We start from the raw sequence: 25,188 nt of genomic DNA, 5'->3' as shown, positions 1-25,188 counted from the left end.
TTCTGGATCTGAACGTGGGTTTTCTTTTCATGCTTATATTCATCAATTATTTATGTAGTAATTCTTCTTGAATATCGATTGTTACCCACCATATTACCCACCTCTTGGTGTGGTGGCATATATTGTAGCGAAATGGGGCGAGTCATTATTGTGATTGAAAAGACTGTTGGTCACCAGCCCTGGGATGCTTAGGGTGTAAAACCACTATAATTATCTCGATGAACAGCGGGACGTCTTAGAAGCTTGGGGCGACAAGTTGCTATCTGTAACGCAGGAGAATGTTCACCCGTTACCATCGGCCAAAACAAGCTAGCAGGGGCTTTTAGGCTGGCAGCGAGAGCCAGCCTCTTCATGCTCAAACGCATCAGCATCCCAAACGCTCTGTGTCAGTCTTTTATTTCAAAACCGTACCGTTCACCTTCTTCACGAATCAATGTCTCTACAAGCTCGTTGATACGCATTCCTTTTCTATCGGCTAGCTCGTCGAGCATTCCCTTTGCTGTTTCAGTTAAGCTGATGCTGTAAGGCTTTTTGCCGCTTTTCTTATCTCTGAACTTCTTTTGGCTCCAAGCCCTTTTCATATTTAAGATGAGCAAGTTCTTTTTGTCTAAGTTCTCGCTCAGTAAGTCAAAGCCTGTGATTAGCGCTTGTTTCTTATCACTCTTTGCTAAGAACCTGAGCAGTCTATCTCTGAAAAAATGTTGAGAAGTCAGATAATCCCAAGCCCATTCAATTTGGATCTCGTTATCAGTGATCCATTTCACTATCCGTTTGTCACTCTCTATATCTTGCCATTCTTCTACCAGGAGTTTGTTGATCCTCCCTATTTCCGTGTTACTCATTTCAGAGAAGATAAAGCTGTTTTCAATCTCCTCTCTTATTCTTTTTATGTCTAAGGATAAGTCATTGAGTTCTTCTGCTGATATCGTTGTTATTTTTCTTTCTTCTCTGTTAGGGGGATCTATACGCATAGGTCGCGACAAAGCCCCATGAATATCCTTTTTATGTTTTTTCATAAAAACCAAGGCCCAGTATAGAAACCTTGGCTCAGCTTCTTTTACCCAATCGAGAGCACCGTTTTCTTTTCTGCTGTTGATGAACGCTTTCTTCATTTTTTTAGCAAGGTCAGAAGACGCTCTCGCGCTCGCTATTTTTTTATCTGCTTCTTCGAAAGGGTCATCTTCATCAATCAATAATAAATGATTTGGTATTTCTAGATTTTTTTCCAGGTACTTAATGTAAAAGAGCCGCTCCTTTGATGAGCGTATTTTCAACTGTGATTTGAGGGGGCTAGGTTCTCTTATGTTAAAACTCATTACCATTACCTTGTAACAAAACATGCCCTATATCGTACATTACTAATGTATTACTGTGTAGTGTTTATAGTGGTTTTATGACGAATGTCTCGTGGTTATGCAGAGTGTTTATCGTGGTTTTATACTAACTTTATAGTGGTTTTACAGTGACTTTATTAAAGGGTTATACCTATAGGAAGCGCTCTGAACTGGGTTTTGTCTACCTGTAGATAAGGTGTCATAACTTCCACATACTCTGATCGTCGATGACGGAGGGAGAGGTCAGGTTAGCTGGCGGGTGACATGGTCACACTGAGAGGGGTAAGTTGTCGGTATAGTAATATACGTAATAGCTCTTCTCTTCATATACCCATTACCAGAAAACAAGATAAGGTAAAAATTAATGTAACCAGTGTTCCTTTGTAGAACTCACAGAGGAACATGAGATGGACAAACATAGCTATAAAGACTTTTCTATCCTTCTACCTATCAATGAATGCAATGCACGTTACTTAGAGAGAATACGTAATATGTTAGCTGATGGTTATCAGGACTATAATAACCTCACTGTTGCTCGTATTGACTTAAGGTTCCCAGCTACTGATGAGTCTGATGACTTTCTGACTCGTGATGAAGTGCTATCGTCCGTAAGGAGGAGAAAAGATACGATTAAACGATTTATTCGAGCTATTGAATTAGAAATGGCAAAGCAAGAGCGTGAGAAGCGAGCGAAGGGTAAACGGGTGCATCGTTGTAAGGTGCGATATGCTTGGGCAAGGGAGCGTAATCATTCACACAACGATCATTATCACTTCGCGTTGGTTTTAAACAAGAGTAGGTTTCATCGCTGGGGTAAGTTTGAGAACGTCGAGTGCGGTGATGGTTTGTATAATATCATTGTTCGTGCCTGGGCGAGGGCAATCGGCCTGTGTAACAATCAAGCAATGGGATTAGTGCATATCCCTGATAATAGCATTTACTACCTTCACGGTCGTCCTGAGAGCTCTCAGAGCTCTGAGAAGGAGTATAAAGATATATTCCATCGACTAAGCTATTTAGCCAAAAAAAGAACCAAGCGTCGCAACGAGGGGTTTCGTTGCTTTGGTTCTAGCACCAAGTAAATCGTGCACAATCGTTTTTTATTGATGATATATATTTAAAATCCCGTCGGCCGTACTGTCATGGTGCGGCCTTACCTCATATCTCTAAGGCAATAAAATCATTGTCGATATCCTCCTGCGTGATCCCGATATAACGAAGCGTGATTCCTTCTGAGGTATGGCGCAGCATTTTCATCACTCGACCAATATCTTTTGTGGCTTGATACAGCATATAACCGCGTGTTTTTCGCATTGAGTGAGTCCCTAACGAGAGATTGAGCTCTTGCCCGACCTGTTGAAAGGCGAGAGTAACAGCTCGCCGAGAGAGCGGTTTAGGCGGCAGCTGCTTAATCTGCTGACAGCGGTGAGATTGAAACAGGTAGACGTGATCAGGATGGTCTGCCCGTATCTTTTCAATGCGCGCCAGTGTTTTCGGGTTGAGCTGGATATCAGCAATCTTACCTGTCTTACGCTCTTTGATTCGCAACCGGTCACCGTGGATATCGTCGAACCGAATGGCAAGCAGATCGGAGATACGCAACGCCAGGTTTAATCCGATATACCAGACGTCGGCCATTTGGCGGTGATAACGAATACTCAATAGATGACCGATAAGCTGAACAGTCTCAGCGTCTTTGATGGCTTGAACTTCTGACATGGCTTACTTCCTTTTTTCTTCACAGAGGGAGGTTTTGAGAAGCACAGCACGACAGCGACAGCCGGACCCTTGTTGCGCCTGGGTTGGCTGCTTCCCGTTTTAACATAATGAGAAGCAGGGAAAGGTATCGCTGCCTGTGTGCATGTGTGACGTGTAAAAATAGGCTGTGAAGCCGCTACACGACTGGGATCCAGCCTCGCTCGGCGAAAGACACACAGTCTTCACCGACAACCACATGATCTAAAACGCGAACATCAATAAGTCCCAACGCTTTGATCAATTTGTCAGTGATATGACGGTCTGCTTGTGACGGCTCGGCAATCCCGGATGGGTGGTTGTGCGCAAAGATTACGGCAGCTGCATTGTGACTCAGTGCCGCTTTCGCCACTTCGCGTGGATAGATAGACGCGGCATCGATAGTGCCAAAGAACAGGATATCGAACTGGATCAACCGATGTTGGTTATCCAGCAGCATCAACGCAAACACTTCACGATCATACGCGCCGAGTTTGAGCTTTAGGTATTCCATCACGTTGTTAGGGCTCGTGAAGGTGCCTTCGCGTTTGTACTTTTGGGCCAGCGCTTCTGCCGCGTGCTCTAAGAGCTGATTCAAATCAGATGGCTGGTGGGCAGGGTAGTTGTCTGCAGGGGTAAACAGGGGAGTGTGTGATGTACGCATAGGGAGTCTCCTTTAAGTGATTGATGTGGCTATGCGTATCGATGACATATATCTGAAATCAGGTTGGTTAGGGGAGTGGATAGCCCAAAAGCTAATCAAGGTAAAAATTAACGCATGGGGACTTGTTATGAGTTGAACTACCTAACAAGGACCAATCATGAAGTTTTTAAAATTACAACAAGTTATGGAAAAGACCTCACTGTGTAGCAGTAGCATCTACAACTTGATGAAAGAAGGCGACTTCCCCAAAAACATATCTGTGATGGGTAAGCGTAAGGCCTGGTTGGAGAGTGATGTCGAGGAGTGGATGCTGAAGAAGTTGCAAGCAACTGAATCGACCTCATAACCAATTGTATAAAACAAGCGTCACATAAACGTCCCAATGCATTGTTCATTCCTCAATTTTCTCATATTCTCTCGCATTAGCGCCAAATCACATAATAGAGAAACAACCTGATGGTTGATCAAATCCTAACCCTCAAAGAAGTTGCCACCTACCTCAAACTGGCGGAGAAAACCGCTTACCGACTCGCAAGTGAAGGCAAGCTACCCGGCTTTAAAGTGGGTGGCTCGTGGCGCTTCAAGCGTGAAGATTTGGAAGCGTGGATTGAGAAACAAAAGGACAATAGATGATCCCCAACTACCAAGCGTTTATGCGCCCATTTCTTGAAGTGGTCAATGCCGCGAATGGGAAAGAAGTAAAACTGAGAGATGTCATTAATCAGTTGGCAGAACGGTTTGAGTTATCAGAGGAAGAGCGAACTGAGCGTTTGCCAAGCGGTAAGCAGGCCATCCTCGATAATCGTATCGGTTGGGCGCGTACCTATCTTACCAAGTCAGGTTTACTAGAAACCACTCGACGCGCGCATTTCATTATTACAGAGAGGGGCGTTCAAGCGCTGCAAGATAAGGGTGCCGTGATCGATAACCAGTACTTGAAGCAGTTTGATGAATTCATTGCGTTTAAGGATCAGAAGAATGGCGATTCAAGTTCGCAACCTCAGGAGTACAACGCGGTAGACAGTACCGCGGACCAAATCACACCCGACGAAGTATTGAGAGGTGCTTACAAGCAAATCAATGAAGCTTTGGCCGCAGATATTTTGTCTCGAACACGACAAGTTGATCCGGCTTTTTTTGAGCAGCTACTGATCGAGTTACTGTTAGCGATGGGTTATGGCGGTAGCGGCGCAGGAATGGCGCATACGTTGGGTAAAACGGGTGACAACGGTGTTGATGGTGTGATTAATCAAGATCCTTTAGGGGTTGATCAGGTTTATATCCAGGCTAAGCGTTACGCAGAAGGCAACAATATTGGCGCTGGCGAAGTTCGAGACTTTTTTGGCGCACTTAACCTAAAAAAAGCGCAGAAAGGCATCTTCATTACTACCTCTGATTTTACGTCATCGGCCATTCAAACGGCGAAAGGGTTAGGGACCCGTATCGTGCTAATCAACGGCAAAGAGCTTGCAAGCTTGATGCTGCGCTACAACATTGGCAGCCGTGATGAAGATGTCTTGTACATTAAGAAAATAGACGAAGAATTTTTTGATGTGTAGACACCATAGTGCCTACACCTATTCCGAATATTAGGAAGTGACTTTTATATGAACAAACAGCAGCTTGCATCAAAGATCTGGGAATCGGCCAACCAGATGCGTTCTAAAATCGAGGCAAATGAGTACAAAGATTACATCCTAGGGTTAATCTTCTATAAATACCTTAGCGACCAGCTAGTTAGCTATGTCAAAAAACAAGGGATGACAGATGAAGACATTAAAGCGCTGAGCGAATCGGACCCAGAAACTATGGAATACATCCAGGATAAACTTGGTTACTTCATCGCTTACGAGAACCTGTTTTCAACCTGGGTAGACCCACACTCGGAATTTGACGAGTCCAATGTGCGTGATGCGCTGTCAGCGTTTGGCCGATTGATTCACAAGAACCACAAAAAGCTGTTTGACGGTATCTTTACCACCCTTGAAACAGGTCTTAGCAAGCTTGGTGAAACCTCTGGCAAACGAACCAAAGCGATCAGTGACCTACTACATCTCATCAAAGCAATTCCGATGACGGGGAACCTTGGCTACGATGTGCTTGGTTATATCTACGAATACCTTATCGAGAAATTTGCGGCTAACGCTGGTAAGAAGGCGGGTGAATTCTATACGCCTTATGAAGTCTCTTTGTTGATGTCTGAAATCATCGCCAGTGAGCTCAAGCACAAAGATAAGATTGAAATATACGATCCTACCAGTGGTTCAGGCTCCTTGCTGATCAATATTGGTAGCGCCGTGGCAAAATATGCCAAGAGCAAAGATGACATCAAATACTACGCGCAAGAGCTGAAAAAAAGCACCTACAACCTAACGCGCATGAACCTCATCATGCGGGGCATTCTGCCCGACAACATTAGCACTCGGAATGGCGATACGTTAGAAGATGATTGGCCGTATTTTGATGAGAGCAACCCACTAGACACATACCAACCTTTGTATGTCGATGCCGTAGTATCTAACCCACCGTATTCGCAAGCGTGGGATCCCGAGAACAAAGAAAGTGACCCGCGTTATGCGCGTTTTGGTCTAGCGCCAAAAACGAAAGCGGACTTTGCGTTTCTTTTGCATGATCTCTACCACCTTAAGCCGGATGGCATTATGACTATTGTACTGCCACACGGTGTCTTGTTCCGTGGTGGTGAAGAGGGTGAAATCCGTAAGCAGCTAATCGAGAACAACCACATTGACGCCATCATTGGCTTACCGGCGAACATCTTCTTTGGTACCGGTATCCCAACTGTCATTTTGGTACTAAAACAAAAACGCCAAAACACAGATGTATTGGTGGTTGATGCGTCAAAGCACTTTGTTAAAGAGGGAAAAAATAACAAGCTACAATCCTCAGACATTAAGCGCATTGCCGATGCGATAATTCACCGCGAAAGCAAAGACAAGTTCTCAAAAGTCGTGAGCCGGAAAGCGATTCAAGACAATGACTACAACCTGAATATTCCGCGCTACGTGGACTCGTCGCCAGAGGCAGAGACTTGGGATTTACACGCCACCATGCTGGGCGGCATCCCGAATAGTGAAATCGCTCGATTAAATGACTATTGGCAAGCACTGCCTGACTTACATAATGCGTTGTTTACCCCCAAATCGACGAGCCATAGTGAGCTGGCAGTGAAGAGCAATGAGGTGGAGGATGTCATTAGACAGCATCCGAATTTGCAGCGCTTTGTTTGTGCTTATAATCAAGCGTTCGATGGGTTTGAAGAATACCTAAAGCAAACCCTGATTGATGACTGGGAACAAGTAAACCGAAACCAGCAAGAAGCACAGCTGAGCACTGAGCTGTTTGCTCGGTTAGCCTCCGTGACCTTAATCGATAAATATCAAGCATATCAGCTCTTAAGTGACCGGTGGAAAGTGATCAGTGCTGATCTAGAAATGATGCAAACCGAGGGCTTTGATGCCACAAAGCAAGTGGAGCCACATCTAGTCATCAAGAAAGTGAAAAGTAAAGAGACCGAAGTTCAAGATGGCTGGAAAGGCCGTATTATGCCGTTTGAGCTGGTTCAAAAAACGTATTTAAACGATGAGCTGAAGGCAATAGCTAACAAAGAGCATCGATTAGCGGAGATTACCTCGCTATTTGAGGAGGTTTTGGCGTCCTTCTCTGAGGAGGAGAAACAAGCCGATACGATAAAAGAATCGGACGACGGCTTTGTGAATACCCTAGTGACGAAAGAAGCGAAAGCGTTCGTCAAAGAAGAGAAAGCGAACGGTCCATTCCCTGATGAGAGCTATGAAGCCAAGATCATTCAGGTTGCATCATTGATTGACGAAGAGAAAACGCTTAAGAAAGTACTGAGAGAAGCCAAGAGTGCTCTGCACTTAAAAACCAAAAAGACAATTGAAGAACTCACTGATCAGCAGGTAAGTGACCTACTCGCACTAAAATGGATCACGCCGTTATGTGATGATCTGGCCGAGATGCCGGGTGAGGTGGTCAATTACTTGACCCGTCAAGTACAGAAGCTGGCTGATAAATACGCTGTGACCTACTCGCAAGTTGCCAACGATATTCAAACCTCAGAGCAGGAACTGGCTGAGATGATGGGGCAGCTAATAGGTAATGAGCCAGATATGCAAGGTATTGCAGAGCTTACTAGCTTGTTGAAGGGTAAATAAGATGAGTATTGAAAAAAAAGTCCCTGATATAAGGTTTAACGGGTTTAACGATGAGTGGCAAGAGAAAAAGCTTGGGGATATTGGTGAGATTAAAACAGGACCCTTTGGTAGTAGTTTGCATGCTGAAGCATATGTAACTGATGGACATGCAATCATAACAACTGAGCATTTTAAGTTAGGTAAACTTCCTGTTGATAAAGATGGTATTCCGCAGGTATGTGATGATGATTACTCAAGGCTTAAATCGTATCTACTTAAATCAGGTGATATTGTATTTTCTCGTGTTGGATCAGTTGATATAAATGCGCATGTAACAGATAAGCAAGAGGGATGGTTGTTTTCTGGTCGGGTATTAAGGGTTAGATCAGATGAGTCAATTGATAGTGAATACCTACATCAAGAGTTATCAACCTCTCGTGTAAAAAAAAGTGTGGTTTCTAGGGCTGTTGGCCAAACGATGCCATCGATCAACACTGAAATATTGAAAACTACCCCTATTTACACTCCCACAGATAAGACTGAGCAAAAAAAAATAGGTGTGGGTTTAAAAAAAATAGATATCCTAATCAACCAACACCGCCAAAAGCACGAAAAGCTTATCCAGCTTAAAGATGCCATGCTTGAAAAGATGTTCCCAAAGGCAGGCGAGCGTGTGCCAGAGATTCGTTTTGGCGGGTTTAGTGGGGAGTGGGAAGAGGAACGTCTCGGCGATGTAGTGAGTTGCTTTTCTGGTGGCACACCAGCGGTTGGTGTTGAAGAGTATTACAAGGGAAGTATACCTTTTATTAGATCTTCCGAAATCAATAAAGCAAGTACAGAACTAAAAATTAGTGAATCTGGCATAAATAATTCTTCGGCAAAAGTAGTTGAAGTAGGAACTGTTCTATATGCACTTTATGGAGCTACAAGCGGCGAGGTTGGTAGAGCAAAACTTAGGGGAGCAATAAACCAAGCTATTCTAGCAATAATCCCTGCGACTAAGCTTTGTCCAGAATTTTTGTCGCAGTGGCTAAGGAAATGTAAAAGCAGCATTGTAAATACCTATCTACAAGGTGGTCAGGGAAATTTGTCTGGCGATATAGTTAAAAATTTAGTTCTAATCTCACCTACGTTTGAAGAACAAAAATCCATCGGTAACTACTTTCAAAAGCTCGATGCGCTAATTAACCAGCATCAACAACAGATTACCAAACTCAACACAATCAAGCAGGCTTGCTTGGATAAAATGTTCGTGTAACAGGGATAGGCGATGACCGTTTTTAAGAGAGAAGCAGACTTTGAGCAAGCCTTTATTGAAGTATTGATTACTAAAGGCTGGGAGCCGGAAGTTTTAAAAAATCAAACTGAAGCTGACTTGTTGAAAAATTGGGCGAATATCTTATTTGAGAATAACCGCCAACGCGACCGTTTAAACAATGTACCGCTCACCGATGGTGAGATGCAGCAGATTATTGACCAGATCAAAGAGCTTAAAACGCCGTTCAAGCTGAATGGTTTTATTAATGGTAAAACGGTCGCCATTAAGCGTGATAATCGCGATGACCCTGAGCACTTTGGCAAAGAAGTTAGCTTAAAAATCTACGATCGACAAGAAATAGCGGCTGGGCAAAGCCGCTATCAAATTGTGCAGCAACCCAGGTTTGAACGGGGTAGCGCGCTACGCAATGACCGTCGTGGCGACATTATGCTGCTTATCAACGGGATGCCGGTTTTTCATATCGAGCTTAAGCGTAGCGGTATTCCGGTTAGCCAAGCGGTCAATCAAATTGAAAAGTATTCCAAAGAGGGGATATTCAGCGGGCTGTTTTCATTGGTGCAAGTGTTTGTCGCTATGCAGCCCGAAGAAGCGAAATACTTTACCAATCCAGGCATGGATGGCAAGTTCAACGCAGACTATCAGTTCAATTGGGCCGACGTGAACAATGAGCCGCTAAATCATTGGAAGGACATTGCTTCACAGCTGTTATCAATTCCGATGGCGCATCAGTTGATTGGGTTTTACACCGTCGCTGATGATACCGACGGCGTACTAAAAGTGATGCGCAGTTATCAATACTACGCAGCAAATGCTATTTCTGACAAAGTGGCAAAAACCAATTGGAAGCAGATAACCTCCAATGCGGACAGACTGGGTGGTTATGTTTGGCATACCACAGGCTCTGGTAAAACCATGACCAGCTTTAAATCTGCGCAGTTGATTGCGCAATCACGTGATGCAGATAAAGTGGTCTTTTTGATGGACCGTATTGAACTCGGCACACAATCATTAACCGAGTATCGCAACTTTGCAGGCGATGGCGAAGATGTTCAGGCCACAGAAAACACTTACGTATTAGTTAATAAGCTAAAAAGTACTGACCCTGCAAATACCTTGATTGTCAGCTCGATTCAAAAAATGAGTAACATTTTTGAAGCTGTCGATGATCAAGGCGTTGCCACAAACTCTGCTGATATTGAAGCTATTCGCGCCAAGCGGCTTGTGTTTATCGTTGACGAAGCACATAGGTCTACATTTGGTGACATGCTCAGCCAGATCAAAACGACCTTTCCTCAAGCCTTATTTTTTGGTTTTACCGGCACCCCGATCCATGCTGAAAACGAAATCAAGGGTAGCACTACCCCCGATATGTTTGGTGATGAGTTACACCGTTACAGTTTAGCCGATGGTATTCGCGACGGTAACGTGCTCGGGTTCGATCTATACAAAGCACTTACGTTAAAAGACAAAGAAGTAAGACAAGCGGTGGCTCTTGAGCAAGCAAAAGCCGATTCCGTCGCTGATGCCATGTCAACACCTGCCAAGAAGAAAAAGTTCAATCGCTTTATGAACGATGTTCCTATGGCTGGATATACAGAGCCTGATGGCACTTATATTAAAGGTATAGAAGATTATTTGCCCAAATCGCAATACTTGAGCGAAGAGCACCAGAAACAGGTTGTTGCGGATATCATTAATAACTGGGACGTACAAAGCCAAGCAAATAAGTTTCATGCCATCTTAGCGACCAGTAGTATCGCTGAAGCAATTGATTATTATCGGCTATTTAAAGCGGAAAAGCCTGAGCTGAAGGTATCAGCACTGTTTGATCCCAATATCGATAACGATGGTGGCGGAGAGCGAGGGCCAGAATTTAAAGGTGATGGCTTAGAAGAGATCATAAGCGATTACAATCGCCTCTTCGGGCAGGACTTCGACTTTGCTAATCATGCCAAGTTCAAGAAAGATCTGGCGGCGCGTATGTCGCATAAAGAGCCATACGAACGCATTCATCATGATGCCAGTAAACAACTCAATTTACTGATTGTTGTTGACCAAATGCTGACAGGCTTTGATTCCAAATGGGTCAATACGCTTTATTTGGACAAAGTCATTAAATATCAGAATATTATCCAAGCGTTTTCTCGTACTAACCGCTTGTTTGGTCCAGACAAGCCTCACGGTACGATTCGTTACTATCGCTATCCACATACGATGGAAAAATACATCGAAGAGGCGGTGAAGCTTTATTCCGGTGACAAACCTCTAGGTCTCTTTGTTGATAAACTGGAAAGTAACATAGAAGCGATGAACGAAATCTTTGCCGAGATGGAGACACTCTTTACCAACTCTGGCGTTCAAGGCTTTGAGCACTTACCACCAGAAACAGAGGCCTGTGCAAAGTTTGCAGCGCTGTATCGAGATTTCAATAAGCACTTGGAAGCGGCCAAGATACAAGGATTAAGCTGGGAAAAGTCATCAGACAACTTTGATGAGCGGGTACCTGAGTTAGCATGTGATGAGCAAACGTACCTTAGTCTAGCGCTACGGTATCGGGAGCTAGCCAGCGAAAGCGAGCGCACAAAACGTGACAACACTGATGACATACCCTTTGACCTTGTGGGCCACTTAACCGAAATCGACACCGGCAGAATTGACTCTGATTATATGAATAGCCGGTTTGAAAAGTACTTAAGAGTGCTGAATAGTGGTGTTTCTAAGGAGGAAGCTGAGCGCACACTCAACGAGTTACACCAGTCATTTTCATCGTTGAGCCAAGATGAGCAAAAATATGCAAGGCTATTTTTGCACGATTTGCAACGCGGTGACGCAAAGCTCAACGAAGGTAACAGCTTTAGAGATTACATCAACAACTACCAAAACCAGGCAGAGCAAGCGCGTCTTGATGGCATCGTTGAAGCGTTCGGTCTAGATCGAGATCTGCTCTTGCAACTCATGAACGGTGCAATTAATAAAGCGAATCTTAACCGCTTTGGCCGCTTTGACACGTTAAAAGCGACCGTCGATAAAGCGAAAGCGAAAGCTTTTCTTGAAAAACGTGAGGGAAAGGCGATCCCACCGTTTAGGCTGAACATGCTAATCGATAAATACCTGCAATCGTTTATCTTCGAGCAGTCTGATGCTTTTAGCACTGATGAGATAACGGTGACCGATGAGGGTAACCAGAATCTCATACCAGACCCTCTTAGCTTTGGCGAGGTTAAGCTCTACCGAGCTAAACAGGTCCTCGCTTTGAAGAATGTTGTTGAGTTAGGCTCTATTACGTTTAAATCTGATATCGCCTATGAGGATGAGCCCTCATCGCTGCTGACAACCGGATACTACAGCGAGTTAAGAGAGCTGGGTGTTGTTTCATCGAGTGTACTTGATACAACCATCTCTGCACTTATAGAGCTTGAACGGGTAACGAAGGAGCTTGAGCTCCCGCTCTATAAAGAAGGTCAAAGTGGTATCGTTTGGGCACTGAAAGAGTCCAAAGAAGGTAGCGTAATTAATGAATTCACTGCTATTGCGGTTCAGTGTTCAGGGGATGACATCTATAAGTCTCTTATAGAAAACACGATTTATGACCTTGGCAAGAGTGCCTTATGTCTCAGTTTTGTCGTGCTTCCTAAGATGGCGTTTAACAAGCTAAAAAGTAAGAATACAGAGGCAAAAGAACGCCAAGCAGAACAGCTTGCGATTCAAAGCGCACCAAACGTTTTAGATTACAAAACGAACAAGAAATTGGCAGATAAATGGAAGGAAAAATGACATTAACTGCTTACACGTTATGCGCCATGCCATGAATAGACTTGTTAAACATAGCAATAAAATGAGTGCTTAACGATGACAGTGAAAGTTTCTCACATCACCCATATCGATAACCTGGCTGGCATCCTAGAGCACGCATGCCTGTGGTCGGATGCGAAACGGATTGAGCTGGGCTTGATCAACCAGAACATTGGCTACAGCCACATTAAGCAGCGTCGTCTTGTTCGACCCGTCAGTGTGGCCGCAGGTGGAACGATTGGACAGTACGTGCCTTTTAATTTTTGCCCTCGTTCTGTAATGCTGTTTGTGATTCATAAAGGGCACGCTGACTTTCAAGGCGGGCAGGACAGAGTGCTACACTTGATCAGTGATGTTGATACGATTCGACTGAGTAACCAGCATTGCTTCTTTACTGATATTCATGCTGATTTGGATTATGCGGAACAGATAGACGACTTTGATCGTATTACAGAACTCGATATTCAACGAATCATTCATGAGAAGTACTGGCAGGACTTTAAAGAAGAAAAGCAAGCTGAGTTTCTGGCCTTTGAGTCGGTACAATGGGGGACAATCCATCAAATTGGTGTTAAAACTCAAGCTATCGCCGATGAAGTAAACCAGTTGCTTCAAGTTGCGCAACACAAGCCCGAGGTTGTGGTTCGTCCTGAGTGGTATTACTAGAGGTTACTATGATCACTTATCAAACAGGGAACATTTTGCATGATCAAGCAGATGCTATTATCAACACTGTCAACACAGTTGGGGTAATGGGCAAAGGCTTGGCGTTGCAGTTTAAAAAAGCGTTCCCGGAAAATTTTAAGGTTTATAAAAAAGCCTGTGATGATAAATCCTTAGTAACAGGACAAGTACTGCCCGTGTCGCTTAACTCCATTAGCGCGCCGTTCTATGTGATTAATTTTCCGACCAAAGTGCATTGGAAATCGAATTCAAAGCCTGAATACATTGAACAAGGTTTGGAGAGTTTGAAGTCAGAAACGAGACGTCTAGGGCTTAAATCGGTAGCTATTCCTGCCTTGGGAAGCGGCCTTGGGGGGTTACCTTGGCAGCAGGTAGAGCAATTGATTCATAAGCACTTAGCCGATATGCCGGACGTTGAATGGCGTGTTTATCCACCACAAGCAGCGCCGAAAGCAGACGCCATGTTGAATAGGACCAAAAGACCGGCCATGACAGCAGGTCGAGCTGCTGTTCTTGGCCTGATTGAGGCCTATGTGTCTACTGGGTTTGGTTATCGTTTATCCTTGTTGGAAGTACAGAAGCTTGTGTACTTTCTCACCGCTACTGGTGAGCCCTTGAACAAGGTTGTGTTTAAGAAACATCACTACGGCCCCTATGCGGATGTGCTTCGCCATGTGCTTGATAAAATGGAAGGGCATTTTATCTCCGGTTACGCTGATGGCTTCAACAAACCAGACACACCTATCGAGCTAAAAGGTGACGCTGCTGCTGAGGCACTAAAGTATCTTGAAAAGCATGCAGATACAAAAAAGCGTTTTAAGCAGGTTGCTAGATTGATTGAAGGGTTTGAGTCACAAAATGGTATGGAGCTGCTTTCGACTGTTCATTGGGTAGCCACTCAAGAATGTGGCGATAAGCCGCTAAGTAGTGATGATGTGATTAATGGTGTTCATCGTTGGAATGCCAGAAAAGCAAACATGAAGCCAGCACATATTTTAGCGGCCTGGAACCGATTGAAAGAGCAGGGTTGGCTTGAAAGCAAAGCGCCTGTGGCATGCTAGTTGCGGTGGCTGATCATCTTGTGCTTGTTATAAAGTATATAGTTTAGTGCACTCTAAGATAATCGTTCCCTCGTGCTACTCTGCTGATTAAGGACAAAGTCTGGCGATGGTCGTCAGAGACTGGTTCTTGTCATTTCTAGATCCAGTGTAAGCTATTCGCTAGAGCGGAAAGTGCTTCTTTCCGCTCATCAAAGTAAGTATACCTATCGTAGATCCCTTCAACGCCTTTGAGTTTATGGTTTAGGCATCGTTCTGCAATGTGACCAGGTGTGCCTTGTCGTGCCAGTAATGTCCGGCACGTACGGCGTAAGTCGTGCACGGCAAAATGTGGCATGTCGCCCATTACATTCGGTGCAGGTTTTTTTTTGCCTGCCTCTCTACCGAATAATTTTGAAATCGCACGATTGAGCGTATCTGGGCCCATATGAGGCCGCTTGCTGGCGCGTCGGCTCGGAAACACATAGTCTGAGCCACAACCTCGGATTTTTAACTCTTCTAACCAGGTAACGACCACTGGCGCTAAAGGAATATCTAACGCAACGCCGGTTTTACTGCGCTCTTTAGGGAGCACCCATACCCCTGCTTCTAAATCAAACTCTTGCCACTTTGCTTCACATAGCTCTGATTTTCGTACCCCCAAGCAAACCAATAACGCACAAGCGAGATAGTTATCGCGACCAAAACTAGTTTGATATGCCTTTGCCGTAGAAAAAAACTGGTTTAGTTCCTCTGGGGTCAAGGCTCTATCCTTGCTGTGCTCAACACCACCAGCATCTCTTACTGTAAAAGCTGCCGCTGGGTTGCCGTTCATAAGATCGAGTTTGATGGCATGGTTAAAGAGTTGTTTACAGTAACCTAATGCATCATTCGCGATTGTTGGCCTGCCGGAATTTGTAATCGCATTAATAGTAAAACGAATATCTCGCGCTGTGACTTGGTCCAGTAAGATCTCACCAATATGCGGCGCAATGTCTTTCGTGTAGATGCGTTTAGGAATATCGGGGTATTTGAGACGTTTAACGAGAGTGGGGTACCAATCTTCGAAAAGGTCGTTCACTGTTTTTATTTGTACTTGTTGGACTCGTTTTCGTTGCAAGAGCGGATCATACCCATCCCGCAGTTGCTTCATCTTGGCGGCAGCGTCTAATCGAGCATCCTGGAGCGATACATCGCGTACCTTCCCGAGACTCATCTCTCGTCGCTTTTTGTTTGAGGTATACCGTAGCATCCAGCTTGGAAGACCGGAGGCAGGCACAACAAGGTATAAGCCATCACCGTCAGCATAGCGTTGAGTCTTCTCAGCTCTTGCTTTAATCAGCGCGTCAACTTTTTTTACTGTTAGCTTTCCCATTGCATTCTCCATACCCGTAACACGATTACCCACCACCTTACTGACAGTATAATCTCATTACCCACCATATTACCCACCATTTGGTGGTGGGTAAAGGTGGTTGGCTATGTAATGCTATGGAAGTTAGCTTTTCTATAAATTATTGTTTTTAAGTGCTTATAAGGTGTTTATGTTTAGATATGGAATTTATTCAATATTCTGGATCTGCTCGCGCATTTGTTCGATAAGTACTTTGAGCTCGACGCCGGAGGCGGTGATTTCGGTGCTGATTGATTTGGAGGCGAGGGTGTTGGCTTCGCGGTTGAACTCTTGCATCATAAAATCCAGACGTCGGCCGCAGGCGCCGCCTTTTTTGAGGATTTTTCGCGCCTCTGAAACGTGTGAGTCCAAGCGGTCAAGCTCTTCTGCAACGTCTACTTTTTGCGCCAGCATCACCATTTCTTGCTCGATGCGAGTTGGATCGAGCTCCACTTTGGCTTCTTCCAAACGTGTGGTTAAGCGTTCACGCTGCCATTCAATCACGGTAGGCATCTTTTCGCGCACTTTGATGACTTCAGCGCTAATCGCATCTAATCGCTGTTCAATCAGCGCCTTCATGTTGTCACCTTCGCTCGCACGCGCGGCGATAAAGGCGTCGAGTGCTTCTTCAAGACCAGTCAATAGGGCGCGATGCAGTTCGTCGGTATCTTGCTCAGGGGCTTCCATCACCCCCGGCCAGTTCAGGACCTGGAACGGATTGATGTTGCCTTCCCCAGCGGTTTCTTTCACCCATTTGGCGGCGTGAATTACTTGTTTGGCCAAGGCTTCGTTAATGGTGAGCTTGTCTTGATTGGCTTGCGAGGTATCAAAGCGTAAGTTGCATTCCACTTTGCCGCGCGCAAGGCGCTTGCGGAAGCGCTCACGCACGACGGGCTCAAGGCTGCGCAATTGCTCGGGCATGCGAATGTAGGTTTCGAGATAGCGCTGGTTGACGGAACGAATTTCCCAAACGGCGTTGCCCCAATCGCCCTTGATTTCGTGTCGCGCGTAGGCGGTCATGCTGTGGATCATTGGTACCTGCTTGTGTGTGCAAAGAGTGAATGGCTTGATTATACGCATCCACCTGCAATGCGTCAGCTGTGTTGGCAAGATGTGCCGACAGGGATCGCAAGCGTGGCAAGAAACACGTATAATCGCGGGCAAATTTCATCTGCCCAAAAGGTTACTTGCATGCGTCCAAGTGGAAGAGCGCTCGACCAAATTCGTCCCGTTAGCTTTACCCGCGGTTTTACTGCCCACGCAGAAGGCTCTGTGCTGGTTTGCTTTGGCGACACAAAAGTCATTTGTAACGCCACTGTCGAAGAGGGTGTGCCACGCTTTTTAAAAGGCAAGGGCCAAGGCTGGGTGACGGCAGAATATGGTATGTTGCCACGTGCCACGCATACGCGTAACCGTCGAGAAGCGTCGACCGGTAAACAAGGCGGCCGCACGATGGAAATTCAGCGTCTGATCGCGCGCAGCCTGCGTGCAGCGGTTGATTTAACCGCGTTGGGTGAGTACACCATCACAGTCGATTGTGATGTGATTCAGGCCGACGGCGGCACGCGTACTGCATCTATCTCGGGAGCGAGCGTTGCTCTGGCTGACGCACTCAATGCCATGGTGCGTGATGGCAAACTTGCCGCGAACCCCATGAAAGGTCACGTCGCAGCGGTGTCGGTAGGTATTTATCAGCAAACGCCAATTTGCGATCTGGAATACGTCGAAGACTCCGCGGCAGACACCGACATGAATGTGGTGATGCTCGAAGATGGCCGTATGATTGAGGTACAAGGTACCGCTGAGGCAGAGCCATTTACTCCCGATGAGCTCAATGCCATGTTGGTACTGGCCAAGAAGGGCATTGATGACATTGTCGTTGCCCAAAAATCGGCGTTAGCCGACGCATAACAAATTGAGTAGCTCCCACATTGGGGGCTATTTTTTTGCCCTGAGAACAGGATGGAGCCCGTGACATAACCGTCACAACCGTTTTAATAGTGAGAGGATGGAATGAAAGCCTACCAGCGCCAGTTTATTGAGTTTGCCCTTGAAAAGCAGGTTTTAAAGTTTGGTGAATTCACCCTGAAATCCGGCCGCAAGAGCCCGTATTTCTTTAATGCAGGTTTGTTTAATACCGGACGTGATTTAGCAAAATTGGGTCGTTTTTATGCCGCTGCATTAATGGATACTGGGATTGATTACGATGTGCTATTTGGCCCTGCGTACAAGGGGATCCCGATTGCGACCACTACCGCGGTTGCGCTTGCCGATCATCATGATGTGGATACGCCTTACTGTTTTAACCGCAAAGAGGCAAAAGATCATGGCGAGGGCGGCCAGTTAGTGGGCAGTGCGCTCGCAGGTCGCGTGATGTTGGTGGATGATGTGATCACCGCTGGTACTGCTATTCGTGAATCTATGGCGCTGATCCAGGCGCAAGGTGCGCAACTTGCCGGTGTTTTGGTGGCGATTGACCGCCAAGAACGGGGCCAAGGAGAGCTGTCTGCGATTCAAGAAGTAGAGCGTGATTTTGCCTGCCGCGTTGTCTCTATCATTAGTTTGAGTGACTTAGTGACCTATCTAGAGCAAAGCGAGGCTGATCCGGCGCAGCTGGCGGCGGTCAAAGCTTATCAAGCAGAGTATGGTATCTAACCTTTACTGGGCGCGCCACGGCGCGCCTGATTGCTTTTATGGCTTATTGCAGCTGACTGGTGAGCAATTGCCAGTACTGTTCAAAGTTGGCGGTAGGCAGTTGTTTGAAAGAGGAGCGCACATAACGGCATAAGCTGCCTTCAACTTGGCCAATTAGCTGGCTAGCGAGCACCGCTTCATCGAGCGGAAAGCCTTTCCCTTCTCGCAAACGTCTTTCCCGCAGTACTTGCTTGAGCTGTGCTTCAACGCGCTCAAACAATTGGTTGATGCGACCTTGTAAGCGGTCTTGCTCGAACATCAACGCATGGCCTGTCATGATACGCGTGAGTCCCGGGTTGCGCTCACCAAATCCAAGCAGCAACTGCAGAATGAGCTTAAGACGCACTAAGGTGTCTTTCTCTTCATCAATAATCAGGTTGATGCGGGACAGTAATGAGTCCTCAATAAACTCAATTAAGCCCTCAAACATGCGTGCTTTGCTGGGAAAGTGGCGATAGAGTGCGGCCTCGGAGACGCCAACTTGGGCGGCCAATTTGGCGGTCGTGATGCGCTGGCTGCCTTGCGTGGATTCCAGCATTTGCGCGAGCGCTTGGAGGATCTCTTCGCGGCGATTATTTTTTTTCGGGGCTGCCATTCATGCGATTCCTTTGTCTTTTATTCTCACGTTGGCGGGCGGTAAAGGAAGCATCAGGACGAGGTGCCACCAAGCGTGTTAGTCATGCCCTTTATCTTAGCGGTGAGGTGTCTGTATTAAAAGCAAAAAGCGTGGCCTTGGCGCACGCTTTTACACTTGATGTAACGGCGTTTTTTTACGTTACGCTTTGGTATCCGCCGCGTGATAACGGCTGGCGATATGTGTCATCACAGTGCGTGCCAAGGGTGCTTTCTCTGTTAACGGTAGTGCGAGATCACCGTTCGGCCAGAAAAGGTGTAAGGCGTTGTGATCGCTATTAAACCCTTGGTCTGAAAGCGAGACATCGTTAGCACAAATCATGTCGAGCCCTTTACGTGCAAGCTTATCGCGTGCATAGGTCTCGATATCCTGTGTTTCTGCCGCAAAACCAACGGTAAAAGGTCGTGTATCCGACAGCGCAGCTACCGAGGCGATAATGTCAGGGTTTTTCACCATGGTGACTGTCATTGCATCTTTATCTGCCTGTTTTTTCAGCTTTTGCTCGGCAACGGTTTGGGGACGATAATCCGCCACGGCCGCACAGCCAATAAAAATGTCTTGTGAGGCAATGCTGGCATGGACGGCTTCATACATTTGTTGTGCACTGGTCACATCAACACGGTGTACGCCGGTGGGCGTTGGCAGTGCGACTGGGCCACTCACTAGGGTCACGGTAGCCCCCAGTGCACGGGCGGCTTCTGCGAGCGCATAGCCCATTTTTCCCGAGCTATGGTTAGAAAGATAGCGCACCGGGTCGAGTGCTTCTCGGGTTGGCCCGGCGGTGATCATGATGTGCTTGCCAGCCAGAGGGGTGGGACCGGCCCAGTGTTCACATTCTGCCACTAACGCCATCGGCTCTAGCATGCGCCCCGGGCCGACATCGCCACAGGCTTGTGCGCCACTGTCGGGCCCCCAAATCAGGTAACCGCGCGCACTCAACGCAGCGATATTGGCTTGCGTGACAGCTGCACGATACATCTGCTGATTCATTGCGGGTGCAATCGCAATCGGCGCATCGGTGGCGAGACACACCGTGGTGAGCAGATCATTGCCCATGCCAGCATGGACGCGTGCAATTAAGTCAGCGGTCGCGGGGGCGAGCAAGACTAAATCTGCCCACTTGGCTAATTCAATGTGGCCCATCGACGCTTCAGCGGCGGGGTCAAGTAAGCTATCTGATACCGGGTGACCGGAAACGGCTTGCATGGTCAGCGGGGTGATGAATTCTTTTGCTGCGCGAGTCATCACCACCTTGACCGTCGCCCCACGTTCAATCAGACGTCGAGTGAGGTCGGCACATTTATACGCGGCAATGCCGCCGCCCATACCGAGCAGTATACGTTTTCCTGCCAGCGTCTGGGCTGGCTGTTGTGAAGAACTGGCCATAATGCGTGATATCGTTGTCAGTGAATGGCGCAACCATACCATAATCCTTAGCGTAAAAAGCTTGTTCAAGCGCATGAATCCTCGCACGGTGTGAGCCAGGTTGGCTGTGATATGGGCTGATGTCTGCTGAAAAGCACACGCAACGGGGAATAAAAATAGGCGACTGTAACGCAACCTTGCCATGATGCGCTTGTATCAAGGCGGCGTCCTCTCCCTACTATCGGCGTTGTCGTAGCCGACGACTGGCTCAGCAAAGGGAGAACGATCATGAGCTTAAAAACCATGCCGCAAGATTGCCGCCCACGAGAGCGTTTGCTGAGTAGAGGGGCACAGAGCTTGTCTGATGCCGAGTTACTGGCGATTTTTTTGCGAACTGGGGTGACGGGGATGAGTGCGGTCGAGCTGGCCGACTACCTATTAAATGACTTTGGCTCGTTGCGTGCGCTGATGGGTGCTGACCAAGCTGCGTTTTGTCAGCACAAAGGGCTAGGAAGCGCGAAATATGCCCAGCTTCAGGCGGTATTGGAGCTTAGTCGCCGTTATTTAAAAGAAACGTTAAGTAAAACCGATGCACTGACCAGCCCTGATCATACCCGCCGTTATTTGTCGACGTTGCTTCGAGATCGGCCCCGCGAAGCGTTTTATGTGTTATTTCTCGACAATCAACACCGTGTCATTGCCGATGAGCAACTTTTTGAGGGCACTCACAATGCGGCGAGTGTGTATCCGCGTGAAATTGTGCGCCGCGCACTCGAATTACATGCGTCGGCGCTGATATTGGCCCACAATCACCCTTCGGGTGTGGCAGAGCCGAGTCAGGCCGATCGCCAAATCACCGAAAGAATTGTTCAAGCGTTGGGATTAGTCGACATTCGTGTGCTTGATCATCTGGTGGTTGGGGACGGAGAAGTGGTATCCTTCGCCGAACGAGGTTGGTTGTTATCCCTTTGAGGATCGCCTTTGGCGAAAAAAACGATCAAAAAGAGCGCAAAAGGATCTGCTCGGGACTTGAGCAATGTGAATTCAGTTAGTATAATGCGCCACCTTTGATAGCCTTGACCTTGAGCCTGACCTTGAATTTGCAGGACTGGCGGACAAGGTTGATATCGAGCTGAAACGATTTTGGAGAGACTTTCATGTCACGAGTATGCCAAGTAACTGGCAAGCGTCCTGTAGTTGGTAACAACCGCTCTCACGCTAATAACGCCACCAAGCGTCGTTTTCTGCCGAACCTGCAAACTCATCGTTTCTGGGTAGAAAGCGAAAAACGCTTCGTTAAACTGCGTCTATCTACTAAAGGTATGCGCATCATCGACAAAAAAGGTATCGATTCTGTACTAGCAGAAATGCGTGCCCGCGGTGAGAAAGTATAAGAGGACTTAGAGAATGGCTAAAGGCATTCGCGAGAAGATTCGTCTAGTATCCTCTGCTGGTACTGGTCACTTCTACACCACAGATAAGAACAAACGTAACATGCCAAGCAAGTTCGAGATCAAAAAATTTGATCCCGTAGTTCGCAAGCACGTTATGTATAAAGAAGCCAAAATCAAGTAATTGGTTGAAAGTTTCGAGAAAGACCCAGCCTAGGCTGGGTTTTTTTATATCTATTTTTCCTCGCTGGGCCATCCGGTTGCTTAGCTATCAACGCCAGCCTCATTTGTGTATATACTGCTGATTAACAAAGTCGGGTATCCAGTGGCGGTGTCTCATGAAGCTAAAACGAAAGACGTGGAACAACATCCTCATTTTTTCCGTGGTGATCTTTTTCGGTTTAATGCTATTGCCTGACTACCTGCGCCACCAACGCCACGCCAGAGATATGCCTGACGGTGTGATTGCCTTGGTGACGTCGCGCAGTGAGGTGCTCGCGCTGCGCTTCTCGCACTTAACCTTGACGCGTACGCTCGATGGTTGGCAAACCGACAAGCCGTTATTGATTAGCCCCACGGAGCTCGCTCAGCGTTGGCTGGGACTGAAAGGGACACAAGTGAATGACGCTACCTTGCAATCGCTGCGGCCGCAACTAACCGCACCGCGGACGCTTGAGCTGCTGCGTAGTCCTGATCAAGAACCTATCCGTATTACTTATTATCAGCAGCCGCAATTTTGGTTAATGCAAAATGAGCGAGGCCAATGGCTGGCGGTGTCTGTTGATAGCCGTTACCTTTTTCCATTGACTAAGTCGTAAGTAAAAGTCCTTATCATGCCTGAATTACCTGAAGTTGAAGTCAGTCGCATGGGGATCACTCCCTATGTTGAAGGTCAGACCGTCACCCAAATTATTGTTCGCCAACCACAGCTGCGCTGGCTGGTGCCTGATGAATTGCAATTGCTCCAAGGTCAAGTGATTCGCCGGATAACACGTCGTGCCAAATATTTGTTGCTCGAGTGCGATTTAGGCGCGGCGCTTGTGCATCTTGGGATGTCGGGCAGTTTACGGGTATTGCCCGCCAGCTTAGCCCCAGAAAAGCATGACCATGTGGATGTCATTCTCAGCAACAATATGATGATCCGCTATCACGACCCAAGACGATTTGGTGCTTGGCTGTGGCAAGCGCAGGATACAATGCATCAAGTGCTGAGCAAGCTTGGCCCCGAGCCATTAAGTGACGCTTTTAACGCTGATTATTTACTGGCGCGTGCGAAGGGTAAAAAACTGGTGATGAAATCCTTCATTATGGATAACGCGGTGGTCGTTGGCGTGGGGAATATCTATGCCAATGAATCTCTTTTTTGTGCGGGGATCCACCCCAAGCGTCCAGCAGGGAGCCTGACGCACTCAGAAGCAGCATGCCTTGTCGATGAGATAAAAACCGTGCTCGCGGCGGCGATTGCCCAAGGGGGCACGACCTTAAAAGACTTTACCAATGCGGATGGCAAAGCAGGCTATTTTGCTCAGGAGCTTCGGGTTTACGGCAAAGCCGGCGAACCTTGTCCGCAATGTGAGACGGTATTAGAGCGTGTGGTGATTGGGCAGCGGGCAACGGTATTCTGCCCGCATTGCCAGCCACTATGATGGCGTGTTGACGTGAAGCTTATTGCAAAGCGCGGTTAAGACATCAGGGTGCACAAACTCACTGGTGTCGCCGCCGTGCAGTGCCACTTCTTTGACCAAGGTCGATGAGATAAACGAGTGCTCTTCGGATGGGGTGAGAAACACGCTTTCAAGCTCAGGCATCAAACGACGATTCATGTTAGCCAGTTGGAACTCGTACTCGAAATCAGAGACCGCACGTAGACCGCGTACCAAAATGTTGGCTTGGTATTGCTTGGCAAAATTCACCAGTAGTCCAGAAAAACCGACCACAGAAACATTGGGCAAATGACTGGTTACCGCTTGGGTTAAGGCGACGCGTTCGTCCAGATCAAACAGGGGTTTTTTACTGGGGCTTGCGGCAATACCGACGATGACCTCATCGAACATGCTTGCAGCGCGTTCGACCAAATCAAGATGGCCATTAGTGATGGGGTCAAACGTGCCCGGGTAAATCACACGGGTCAGTTGTTTCTTGGTCACAGGGTTGTCCTTTTGATGTGTTATCTGGGCAGAGGTTATCAAATCATGCGTCGAGGCGCATTGTTCTTCATCGTGGTGCGTCTGTGAATCTGAAAATAGGCACGTTACACTGATAGGCGCTGCAGCGACCGCAAGATAGGAAAAACAGTGAGTATAGAAGTAGAACAGCGCGACAACGAATGTATTTGGTTTGACCCTGAGTTGGTGGAAGGGGATCCACGCCACTATTTCGATATTCACTATTGGCATCAGCAAGCCGCGGTGACGGGATCAGCAAAGGGACGCGGTACGACGTTTTTTGTGCGTGGCCCTAAGATGGAGATGGCATTGCGCCATTATTATCGGGGCGGTTTGTTCGGTAAGCTGGTAAAAGATCAGTACTGGTTCACCGGTTGGGAGACAACCCGTTGCGGGGCGGAGCTGACGTTACTTGCCTATTTGCGGGCGAAAAAGTTGCCAGTGCCTCGACCGGTTGCGGCGCGCGCGGTCAAATCTGGGCGCACGTATCGGGCAGATATTCTGGTTGAAAAAGTGCCAGGCGCGCGCGATCTTGTGGCTATTCTCTGTGAACATGCACTATTGGCTCATGATTATCGAGCCATCGGACGACTCGTTCGACGGCTTCACGATGCCGGTGTTTGTCACACTGACCTCAATATTCATAACATTCTTCGCGATAAGAAAGGCAAGTTGTGGTTAATTGACTTCGACAAATGCCAGCAGCGTGATGGTGAGCAGTGGAAAGAAGACAACTTAGCGCGTTTGCATCGCTCGTTTAAAAAAGAGAAGGAAAAACGTCAAATCCATTGGCAGCCCGAAGATTGGGCCGCCGTGCTAAAAGGCTATAACAAGATTCGCAAATAGG

At 47.0% G+C, this 25,188-nt stretch carries 25 protein-coding genes; 17 read left to right on the top strand and 8 right to left on the bottom strand.

Translation table 11 applies throughout. The features are described from left to right. Window positions 1–386: 386 nt before the first annotated feature. Window positions 387–1,316 carry a hypothetical protein gene (locus tag BZG82_RS04060; RefSeq protein ID WP_077765219.1) on the bottom strand — a complete coding sequence of 310 codons (930 nt, stop codon included), beginning with the start codon at window positions 1,314–1,316 and terminating at the stop codon, window positions 387–389. Between the two features lie 425 nt (window positions 1,317–1,741). Here BZG82_RS04060 and BZG82_RS04055 point away from each other — a divergent pair, with 425 nt between their 5' ends. Next, entirely contained in the window at window positions 1,742–2,416 is a 675-nt protein-coding gene (locus BZG82_RS04055) for an inovirus Gp2 family protein (RefSeq protein ID WP_077765218.1), read from the top strand. A 76-nt stretch (window positions 2,417–2,492) separates the two neighbouring features. On the opposite strand, the gene BZG82_RS04050 is transcribed toward BZG82_RS04055, so the two are convergent. Both BZG82_RS04050 and radC (BZG82_RS04045) read right to left on the bottom strand, forming a co-directional pair. Further along, entirely contained in the window at window positions 2,493–3,053 is a 561-nt protein-coding gene (locus BZG82_RS04050; protein WP_077765217.1) for a tyrosine-type recombinase/integrase, read from the bottom strand. A 175-nt stretch (window positions 3,054–3,228) separates the two neighbouring features. Further along, window positions 3,229–3,732, bottom strand: a complete 504-nt coding sequence (gene radC / locus BZG82_RS04045; RefSeq protein ID WP_077676327.1) for a RadC family protein — start codon at window positions 3,730–3,732, stop codon at window positions 3,229–3,231. 157 nt (window positions 3,733–3,889) lie between these two features. On the opposite strand from radC (BZG82_RS04045), the gene BZG82_RS04040 reads away from it, so the two are divergent. The 8 genes from BZG82_RS04040 (at window position 3,890) to darG (ending at window position 14,723) form a co-directional block, all read left to right on the top strand. Beyond that, window positions 3,890–4,078 carry an AlpA family phage regulatory protein gene (locus tag BZG82_RS04040; protein WP_077765216.1) on the top strand — a complete coding sequence of 63 codons (189 nt, stop codon included), beginning with the start codon at window positions 3,890–3,892 and terminating at the stop codon, window positions 4,076–4,078. Window positions 4,079–4,188: 110 nt separating this feature from the next. Next, window positions 4,189–4,365: a methylation-associated defense system helix-turn-helix domain-containing protein MAD1 gene (mads1, locus tag BZG82_RS04035; RefSeq protein ID WP_077765215.1), complete on the top strand. Its 177-nt coding sequence runs from the start codon at window positions 4,189–4,191 to the stop codon at window positions 4,363–4,365. Then, complete coding sequence (locus tag BZG82_RS04030; RefSeq protein WP_077765214.1) at window positions 4,362–5,291, top strand: restriction endonuclease; 930 nt, start codon at window positions 4,362–4,364, stop codon at window positions 5,289–5,291. Before mads1 ends, BZG82_RS04030 begins: the two co-directional genes overlap by 4 nt. Before the next feature lie 48 nt (window positions 5,292–5,339). Beyond that, the gene (locus tag BZG82_RS04025; RefSeq protein ID WP_077765213.1) at window positions 5,340–7,928 is read left to right on the top strand and encodes a type I restriction-modification system subunit M; all 2,589 of its coding nucleotides are present in this window, start codon (window positions 5,340–5,342) and stop codon (window positions 7,926–7,928) included. 1 nt (window position 7,929) lies between these two features. Then, window positions 7,930–9,165: a restriction endonuclease subunit S gene (locus BZG82_RS04020; RefSeq protein WP_077765212.1), complete on the top strand. Its 1,236-nt coding sequence runs from the start codon at window positions 7,930–7,932 to the stop codon at window positions 9,163–9,165. A gap of 12 nt (window positions 9,166–9,177) precedes the next feature. Beyond that, window positions 9,178–12,960: a type I restriction endonuclease subunit R, EcoR124 family gene (locus BZG82_RS04015; protein WP_077765211.1), complete on the top strand. Its 3,783-nt coding sequence runs from the start codon at window positions 9,178–9,180 to the stop codon at window positions 12,958–12,960. A gap of 75 nt (window positions 12,961–13,035) precedes the next feature. Continuing rightward, window positions 13,036–13,644, top strand: a complete 609-nt coding sequence (gene darT, locus BZG82_RS04010; protein WP_077765210.1) for a type II toxin-antitoxin system toxin DNA ADP-ribosyl transferase DarT — start codon at window positions 13,036–13,038, stop codon at window positions 13,642–13,644. An 8-nt stretch (window positions 13,645–13,652) separates the two neighbouring features. Next, on the top strand, window positions 13,653–14,723 hold the full coding sequence (gene darG, locus BZG82_RS04005; protein ID WP_077765209.1) for a type II toxin-antitoxin system antitoxin DNA ADP-ribosyl glycohydrolase DarG: 1,071 nt from the start codon (window positions 13,653–13,655) through the stop codon (window positions 14,721–14,723). A 136-nt stretch (window positions 14,724–14,859) separates the two neighbouring features. Here darG and BZG82_RS04000 read toward each other — a convergent pair whose 3' ends face one another. Both BZG82_RS04000 and BZG82_RS03995 read right to left on the bottom strand, forming a co-directional pair. Further along, window positions 14,860–16,074 carry a tyrosine-type recombinase/integrase gene (locus BZG82_RS04000; RefSeq protein WP_077765208.1) on the bottom strand — a complete coding sequence of 405 codons (1,215 nt, stop codon included), beginning with the start codon at window positions 16,072–16,074 and terminating at the stop codon, window positions 14,860–14,862. 186 nt (window positions 16,075–16,260) lie between these two features. Continuing rightward, window positions 16,261–17,124 (bottom strand): YicC/YloC family endoribonuclease, encoded by an 864-nt coding sequence (locus tag BZG82_RS03995; protein WP_077765207.1) that lies wholly within the window; start codon window positions 17,122–17,124, stop codon window positions 16,261–16,263. 159 nt (window positions 17,125–17,283) lie between these two features. On the opposite strand from BZG82_RS03995, the gene rph reads away from it, so the two are divergent. Together rph and pyrE are read left to right on the top strand one after the other, a co-directional pair. Continuing rightward, the gene (rph, locus tag BZG82_RS03990) at window positions 17,284–18,003 is read left to right on the top strand and encodes a ribonuclease PH (RefSeq protein WP_069589051.1); all 720 of its coding nucleotides are present in this window, start codon (window positions 17,284–17,286) and stop codon (window positions 18,001–18,003) included. Between the two features lie 102 nt (window positions 18,004–18,105). After that, window positions 18,106–18,747 carry an orotate phosphoribosyltransferase gene (gene pyrE / locus BZG82_RS03985; RefSeq protein WP_077765206.1) on the top strand — a complete coding sequence of 214 codons (642 nt, stop codon included), beginning with the start codon at window positions 18,106–18,108 and terminating at the stop codon, window positions 18,745–18,747. A gap of 43 nt (window positions 18,748–18,790) precedes the next feature. Here pyrE and slmA read toward each other — a convergent pair whose 3' ends face one another. Together slmA and coaBC are read right to left on the bottom strand one after the other, a co-directional pair. Continuing rightward, window positions 18,791–19,381 (bottom strand): nucleoid occlusion factor SlmA, encoded by a 591-nt coding sequence (gene slmA / locus BZG82_RS03980; protein WP_069590901.1) that lies wholly within the window; start codon window positions 19,379–19,381, stop codon window positions 18,791–18,793. 180 nt (window positions 19,382–19,561) lie between these two features. Then, complete coding sequence (gene coaBC / locus BZG82_RS03975) at window positions 19,562–20,806, bottom strand: bifunctional phosphopantothenoylcysteine decarboxylase/phosphopantothenate--cysteine ligase CoaBC (RefSeq protein ID WP_108742954.1); 1,245 nt, start codon at window positions 20,804–20,806, stop codon at window positions 19,562–19,564. Window positions 20,807–21,073: 267 nt separating this feature from the next. Here coaBC and radC (BZG82_RS03970) point away from each other — a divergent pair, with 267 nt between their 5' ends. From radC (BZG82_RS03970) to mutM, 5 genes are all read left to right on the top strand, one after another. Then, on the top strand, window positions 21,074–21,757 hold the full coding sequence (gene radC, locus BZG82_RS03970) for a RadC family protein (protein WP_077455068.1): 684 nt from the start codon (window positions 21,074–21,076) through the stop codon (window positions 21,755–21,757). Window positions 21,758–21,942: 185 nt separating this feature from the next. Continuing rightward, the gene (gene rpmB / locus BZG82_RS03965; RefSeq protein ID WP_069590897.1) at window positions 21,943–22,179 is read left to right on the top strand and encodes a 50S ribosomal protein L28; all 237 of its coding nucleotides are present in this window, start codon (window positions 21,943–21,945) and stop codon (window positions 22,177–22,179) included. 13 nt (window positions 22,180–22,192) lie between these two features. Continuing rightward, the gene (gene rpmG / locus BZG82_RS03960; RefSeq protein ID WP_069590895.1) at window positions 22,193–22,360 is read left to right on the top strand and encodes a 50S ribosomal protein L33; all 168 of its coding nucleotides are present in this window, start codon (window positions 22,193–22,195) and stop codon (window positions 22,358–22,360) included. 154 nt (window positions 22,361–22,514) lie between these two features. Then, window positions 22,515–22,994 (top strand): hypothetical protein, encoded by a 480-nt coding sequence (locus BZG82_RS03955; protein WP_077765204.1) that lies wholly within the window; start codon window positions 22,515–22,517, stop codon window positions 22,992–22,994. Between the two features lie 15 nt (window positions 22,995–23,009). Then, entirely contained in the window at window positions 23,010–23,822 is an 813-nt protein-coding gene (gene mutM, locus BZG82_RS03950) for a bifunctional DNA-formamidopyrimidine glycosylase/DNA-(apurinic or apyrimidinic site) lyase (RefSeq protein WP_077765203.1), read from the top strand. Here mutM and coaD read toward each other — a convergent pair. Beyond that, entirely contained in the window at window positions 23,817–24,323 is a 507-nt protein-coding gene (coaD, locus tag BZG82_RS03945) for a pantetheine-phosphate adenylyltransferase (protein ID WP_069590889.1), read from the bottom strand. The genes mutM and coaD overlap by 6 nt on opposite strands. Before the next feature lie 153 nt (window positions 24,324–24,476). Between coaD and BZG82_RS03940 the strand changes: the two genes are divergently transcribed. Next, window positions 24,477–25,187 carry a 3-deoxy-D-manno-octulosonic acid kinase gene (locus tag BZG82_RS03940; protein ID WP_077674608.1) on the top strand — a complete coding sequence of 237 codons (711 nt, stop codon included), beginning with the start codon at window positions 24,477–24,479 and terminating at the stop codon, window positions 25,185–25,187. Window position 25,188 lies beyond the last annotated feature (1 nt).

It is taken from the genome of Salinivibrio sp. PR5, from assembly GCF_001996085.1.
Classification (GTDB): Bacteria; Pseudomonadota; Gammaproteobacteria; order Enterobacterales; family Vibrionaceae; genus Salinivibrio; species Salinivibrio proteolyticus.
This window is presented reverse-complemented; position numbering and strand designations above follow the sequence as displayed.